The sequence below is a fragment of the Micromonospora sp. KC213 genome, from assembly GCF_004348325.1.
Taxonomy (GTDB): Bacteria; Actinomycetota; Actinomycetes; order Mycobacteriales; family Micromonosporaceae; genus Micromonospora.
In genome coordinates this window covers 1-5805 of record NZ_SMKF01000258.1, presented here as the reverse complement: position 1 = coordinate 5805, position 5805 = coordinate 1, and the positions used below count along the sequence as shown (strand labels likewise).

Here is a 5805-nt window from a genome sequence, read left to right as displayed (position 1 = left end):
CCGTCCACGCCCCCGCCGTCCAGCCCGCCGCCGGGCGGCACCGGATGCGCGGTGACGTACACGCCGAACTCGTGGGGCACCGGCTTCACCGCCGAGGTGCGGATCACCAACACCGGCACCAGCACGATCAACGGCTGGACGCTGGCCTACACCCTGCCGTCGGGGCAGCGGGTCACCAACGCGTGGAACGCCACGGTCAGCCAGAGCGGACAGAACGTGATCGCCCGCAACGCCGGCCACAACGGCACGATCGCGCCTCAGGGCACGGCCAGTTTCGGCCACCAGGGGACGCTGAGCGGGCCGTACTCGTCACCGACCAGCTTCACGCTCAACGGGGTCACCTGCTCGCGGTCCTGACGCTCGCGGAAGGCAGAAAGGGTGTGACCTGTTGGTCACGCCCCTTCTGCCTCGGCAGCACACCGTTGATTCCGACCGACTCACGGAAATCGCGGCCGGAATGCACTACACCAGACGGGAAATTCTCGTTGCGGACTCGATGGAATCCACATCCGAGTTATCAGGACGTATACGCCAGCAGGTGCTGTCTCTAACCTCAATAACCAACACACACCTAACAGCTTCATCGAATGCCACAAGGCTGACATCGATAGGCTGCCACATCACCCGAGAAGCGGAGCAGGCCATCCCAAGAGAAAGCCACCCCTTCCACACAGGTGCGAATACGCTGCTCCAGCTCGAGCCCCGCCGAGCACAGCTCGGCGGGACTGATCTTTGCCACTGGATGGTCCTTTATCATGGCCCGACCGGGTTGAGTCGGACATCGGATCCCAGGCGACCCATAAGCACCAAAATATGGAACCAGATACTTGAGATCCATCAGAAAGAACCGAAGAACCGGTCCCACCAACTCGGCTTCCCGGAACCATGGAAACGCAGGAGAGCGGTACGTCATAGCGACTTGTGAGAAGTTCTTCCGGAATCGTGACGTACCCCAATCCCGCAAGAACTTGCTCTACCTTTTCAAGGTCACTCGCGTCGAGCTCGCCTTTAGCACGCGCTTCATCCGTACCCAAAAGGCACCGGGGTTATCGGCCGCCACCATTGCCAATGGCTTGAACTTGCTCACCAGGACAACGATCCTCGTCCCGCAAACTGTGGCACCCCCCGGCACTTCGATTCGTCCGTACTGAGCGGAGTCCTGGATGTCTCGATCGATCTCACAAGGCGTCGAGAAGCGAGAACCTACCTGCACAGCCAGACGGCTGAATGAAGCTGCAGCATCGGCTGCATTGTAGTCGGCCGGCGCTTCTGGCCATTCGGGATCATCCAGACGGTGCAACAGCTCCATCAGACTCGCATCTTTCGTCATGATCCTCCAATCCTCGAAGAGCTCGATCACAGACAGTGAGAACGAAAGCCGCTATGGACGCTTTTCGGTAGCGCTCGTCACCATGCGGAGTATCGCCCGGCCAGCAGCGTCAGGAGCCGGTGGCCGGTCGCCCGGCAAGGCAGCACACCGAGGCCGCAAGATGATCCATCTATATGACGACGCGAGGCGCGCCGAAGGTTCAACGGAGCACGGAAATAGCGCGCCGAGGCGTCAGCGGGCCAGCGCGTCGATGTCGCGCATCTCCTCGGCGGTCAGCGAGAAACCCCAGATATCGGCGTTCGCCCGGATCCGTTGCGGCGTCACCGACTTCGGAATGACCACGATCTCGTGGTCGATGTGCCAGCGCAGCACCACCTGGGCCGGCGACACGCCGTGCGCGGCGGCGATCCGGGTCAGCACCGGATCGGCGAGGTCGGTGGTGTTGAAAGGGCTGTAGCCCTCCAACACGACACCCCGGTCCTGGTGTTCGGCGTGCCGCCGCCGGTCGTACAGGAAGGGACCCCAGCGGATCTGGTTGACCGCCGGAGTCTCCCCGGTGGCCTGGATCAGCTCGTCGATCTGGGCGGTGCGGTAGTTGCTCACCCCGACCGCGCGAGCGAGGCCCTCGTCCCGGGCGGCGAGCAGCTGTCGCCAGGCCGGGATGCTGTTCGCCGGGGCGGACGGCGGCCAGTGGATCAGCCACAGGTCGACGTACGCCATGTCCAGCGCGCGCAGGCTCGCCTCGATGGTCTCCCCTTCCCGGCCCACCCGCCGCGGCGGCAGCTTGGTGGTGATGAAGACGTCCTCCCGGCGCAGCCCGCTGTCGCGGACCGCCCGGCCGACCTCCGCCTCGTTGCCGTACATGGTGGCGGTGTCGATGTGTCGGTAACCGGCGTCGAGGGCGGCCAGCACGGCGTCGTATCCGGCCTTGCCGGTGACCTGCCAGGTGCCGAAGCCGAGCAGCGGCATCCGGACATCGCCGGGAAGCAGGACATTGCGCTGCTCGTGACCCATACCGACAGTTGTACCCCCTCCGGGTCGGGCACATGTCGGGCAACCGGCGGACCGGGGCGGATTGCCGGAGAATACGGGCGTGGCTGACCGGCTGGAGGAGTACCGGCGTCGGCGGAACGCGGCCCGTACGCCGGAGCCGGTACCGCGTCGGCCGCGCCGCCGGGCGAAGGCCGGCGCGGCGCGGTTCGTGATCCAGCAGCATCATGCCCGCTCACTGCACTGGGATCTTCGGCTGGAGCGGGACGGGGTGCTCGCCTCCTGGGCGGTGCCACGCGGCCTGCCCCGGGACGCCGGGCGCAACCACCTGGCCGTGCACACCGAGGACCATCCGATGGAATACCTCGACTTCCACGGCGAGATCCCGGCCGGCGAGTACGGCGGCGGGACGATGACCATCCACGACCGGGGCACCTACCGCTGCGAGAAGTGGCGCGACGACGAGGTGGTCGTGGTCCTCGACGGGGAACGGACCAACGGCCGGTACGTGCTCTTCGCCACCGGCGGCCGGGACGGACGCGACTGGATGGTCCGCCGTACCGACCCGCCGCCACCGGGCTGGAGCCCCATGCCGGAGCTGGTCCGGCCGATGCACCCGACGCGGGCCGCGCGGCTTCCCCGCGACGCCGACGCCTGGGGGTACGAACTGCGCTGGGACGGGGTACGCGCGATGGCGTACGTCTCGGGAGGCCGGCTGCGGCTGCTGTCGGAGACCGACGAGGAGGTGACCGGGGCGTACCCGTGGTTGCGCGGGATGGCCGAGGCGCTGGCACCCACGGAGGCCGTGCTGGACGGGGTGCTGGTGCGGATCGACACCCGGGGCCGGGTCCGGCCGGTGCGCTCCGGGCGGGCCACCCCGGACGCCCAGTTCCTGGTCTTCGACCTGCTCTGGCTGGAGGGGGTGGTCAGCCTCGACGTGCCGTACGCGCAGCGCCGGGAACTGTTGGACGGGTTGGCGCTGGCCGGAGCGCACTGGCAGACGCCGCCGTGGTTCGCCGGAGCCGGTGCCGAAGCGCTGGACACCGCGCGGGCGCAGGGGCTACCCGGCGTGGTGGCGAAGCGGCTGGATTCGGTCTACGAGCCGGGGCGGCGCAGCCGGCGCTGGCTGAGCATCGACTGACGCGCAAGATTCTCTCCCCGGGGCGACCGCGGGTGCCCGGTCCAGGCCGGTCGAGACCGGACAGGACACGGGCGGCTCCGGACCGGGAACGGGCCGGCAGGGTCAGGAGGTTGGTGGCTCGTCCTCGCCGGCGGCCTCAGCCGCCTCGGCCTCCTCCTTGGTCCGGTGCACCACCTGGTCGGCGTGCTCCGGCGGCCCGTAGACGGTGTAGAGAACCAGCGGGTTCGGCCCGGTGTTGACGAAGTTGTGCTTCGTCCCGGCCGGTACGACCACCAGGTCACCCTGGGCGACCTCCCTGGTCTCGCCGGCGACCCGGGCCTCGCCGGTGCCGCTGACGAAGGTGAGGATCTGGTCGATCCCGTCATGGACCTCCTCACCGATCTCGCCGCCCGGCGGAATGGTCATGATGACCAACTGGGTCTTCTCTCCGGTCCACAACACCCGACGGAAGTCCGGACTCTTCTGGGCGACAGTCGCGATCGTGAAATGCTCCATGACACGCTCATACCCGTCCGGGCGGCGGGTCAAGCCGTGACGGGCAGATGCGTGATGGGCAGATAATGGAATTCCCGCCCGGGCGAGGTTTGACCTCCGGCGGAACGGGCATCGACCACCCGACCGGCGCGACAGCGACCGGTCGAGCCAGGTCCCCGCCGGCGTACCGCCGGATGGCTGCGATGGTGGGAGACGGCCGGAGCGCGGCGACGCGACGACCTGCGGGTCGGGCGCCGCCGTGCGCTCGTCTGCCGCGCGTCCGGCCATCGTGGCCGTTACTCAGGACGTCCCGTACCCACCCCCGGTTTCCACCCGGGAGGAGGGCCTGCGACGAGGGCCGATGTCCCGGTAGATTGAAGTATGGTGCCCGCCCACGGGGGCCGGGTGGCGGAACCGGTCTACCGCCCCCTGCTCGCCAGCCGACGGGGCGAGCTGGAGGCGCTGGCTCACGTTGACAGCGCCGCGGCTGCACGGCTCGCCCCGGTCCTCATCGTCTCCACAGTCGACGGTTCCCTGCTCGACCTGCTCGGACGGTTGCCGGCCGGGCTGGTCCCGGCGGTCGACGTCTCCGCTCTGCCGGACGTTGCGGAGGCCGAGCTGGTCCGCTGGGGCGTACCGGTGGTGCCGGCCATCGGGCTCGCGGACAGTGACCGCCGGCTGGTGGCGCACGGGGTGGCGGCGCAGGCGTACGCCCGGCGCGCGGTGATTCGGCTGCGGGCCGGGCACGACCGGTCCGGTCCGGACGCCGCCACGGCGGCGGCGGAACGGATCTGGCGGCTCGCCCGGCTTGTCCCCGAGCAGTGCGACCTGCTCGTCGACGCCGGAGACGTCTGTTGCCCGGCCGAACTGCGGGCCGCCGAACCCCGGATACGCCGACTGGTGCAGTGGTCACGTCGGCACGCCTGGCGGACGGTGACCGTGGCGGCCGGCGGCATGCCACCCACGCTGCACCGGCTCCCCACCGACGAGCCGGTACGCCTCGACCGCTGGGACTGGCAGCTCTGGCAGCGGCTGGCCGATCTCGGGGTCGGGTACGGCGACTACGGCGTCACGCCGGCAACCCCCGGCGACGACGGGGCCGCAGACCGGCTGCCGACGGTCCGCTACACGGCGGACGGGGTCTGGTGGGTGTACCGGTGGTCGCGACGCGGCGGGCGCGGCGACGAGCGGTTCGCCGACCTGTGTCGCACGCTGGTGTCCGCGCCGCACTGGCCGGCGGCCGGCGCGGGCTTCTCCTGGGGCGACCACGAACTGCTCCGGCGGGCTCGCCGGGTCGCCGGCGCCGGGTCGCCGGCCAACTGGACGGCGTGGAGCACCTCGCACCACGTGGCGTACGTGCTGGCGGCGCTGGCCGGGCCGGTGAGCGGACGCCGGCCGCGCCGGTGGCCCGCCGCCGAGGAGCGCGGGCGGGCGACCGGCCCGGGGTGGTGAAGCCCCGGGCCGGTCGGGTCACTCCTTCTCGGTGAAGCCGAACTGCACGACGCCCTCGTCGTCGACGGATGCGTCGACCGACGTGTCGTTGAGCAGTTCCGCGGCGTCCGGGTCGAGGAAGATCCGCGCTCCCTGGTTGTCGACGACCTGATCGCCCTGTTCGGGCTCGGGCACCAACTCGACGGTGAGCGAGCCGGCCTCGGTGTCTGCGGCGATGCGCAGCCCGCCGCCGGTCAGGACGTCCTGCTGGGCGGCGAGGTCGCGGATGACCAGCACGGCGTTGTCGGTCATGGTGAGCATGAGGAGACTCCTCGTGGTTTCGGGATGGGCAGCGCGCACGACGATCGGGTGGCGCGCGTCGGACGGCGAACTGCCGTCGCCCTGACGAATCGGGGCACACCCCTGGCCGCCCCTACCC

7 protein-coding genes are annotated in these 5805 nt (G+C 69.8%); 3 read left to right on the top strand and 4 right to left on the bottom strand.

Translation table 11 applies throughout. The features are described from left to right. Nucleotides 1-357, top strand: a 357-nt coding sequence (locus E1166_RS29015) for a cellulose-binding domain-containing protein (protein ID WP_207914623.1), incomplete at its 5' end; no start/stop codon positions are given. A 616-nt stretch (nt 358-973) separates the two neighbouring features. Here the strand turns inward: E1166_RS29015 and E1166_RS29010 are convergent. Beyond that, nucleotides 974-1360 (bottom strand): hypothetical protein, encoded by a 387-nt coding sequence (locus E1166_RS29010; RefSeq protein WP_243710577.1) that lies wholly within the window; start codon nt 1358-1360, stop codon nt 974-976. Nucleotides 1361-1561: 201 nt separating this feature from the next. Further along, a complete protein-coding gene (locus tag E1166_RS29005) occupies nt 1562-2344 on the bottom strand; it encodes an aldo/keto reductase (RefSeq protein ID WP_132343042.1) in 783 nt (260 codons plus the stop codon). 79 nt (nt 2345-2423) lie between these two features. Between E1166_RS29005 and E1166_RS29000 the strand changes: the two genes are divergently transcribed. After that, entirely contained in the window at nt 2424-3461 is a 1038-nt protein-coding gene (locus E1166_RS29000) for a DNA polymerase ligase N-terminal domain-containing protein (protein WP_132343041.1), read from the top strand. A 102-nt stretch (nt 3462-3563) separates the two neighbouring features. On the opposite strand, the gene E1166_RS28995 is transcribed toward E1166_RS29000, so the two are convergent. Then, nucleotides 3564-3956, bottom strand: coding sequence for a cupin domain-containing protein (locus tag E1166_RS28995; protein WP_132266771.1), 393 nt, complete (start codon nt 3954-3956; stop codon nt 3564-3566). A 360-nt stretch (nt 3957-4316) separates the two neighbouring features. On the opposite strand from E1166_RS28995, the gene E1166_RS28990 reads away from it, so the two are divergent. Then, nucleotides 4317-5387 carry a beta family protein gene (locus tag E1166_RS28990; RefSeq protein WP_207914621.1) on the top strand — a complete coding sequence of 357 codons (1071 nt, stop codon included), beginning with the start codon at nt 4317-4319 and terminating at the stop codon, nt 5385-5387. A gap of 18 nt (nt 5388-5405) precedes the next feature. Here E1166_RS28990 and E1166_RS28985 read toward each other — a convergent pair whose 3' ends face one another. Next, complete coding sequence (locus E1166_RS28985; RefSeq protein ID WP_132343040.1) at nt 5406-5687, bottom strand: iron-sulfur cluster biosynthesis family protein; 282 nt, start codon at nt 5685-5687, stop codon at nt 5406-5408. Between the last annotated feature and the right edge of the window lie 118 nt (nt 5688-5805).

What these genes read in the sequence shown, in the direction of transcription:
- E1166_RS29005 (WP_132343042.1), bottom strand. Translation starts at nt 2,344, where the DNA reads ATGGGTCACGAGCAGCGCAATGTCCTGCTTCCCGGCGATGTCCGGATG.
- E1166_RS28990 (WP_207914621.1), top strand. Translation starts at nt 4,317, where the DNA reads ATGGTGCCCGCCCACGGGGGCCGGGTGGCGGAACCGGTCTACCGCCCC.
- E1166_RS28985 (WP_132343040.1), bottom strand. Translation starts at nt 5,687, where the DNA reads ATGCTCACCATGACCGACAACGCCGTGCTGGTCATCCGCGACCTCGCC.
- E1166_RS28995 (WP_132266771.1), bottom strand. Translation starts at nt 3,956, where the DNA reads ATGGAGCATTTCACGATCGCGACTGTCGCCCAGAAGAGTCCGGACTTC.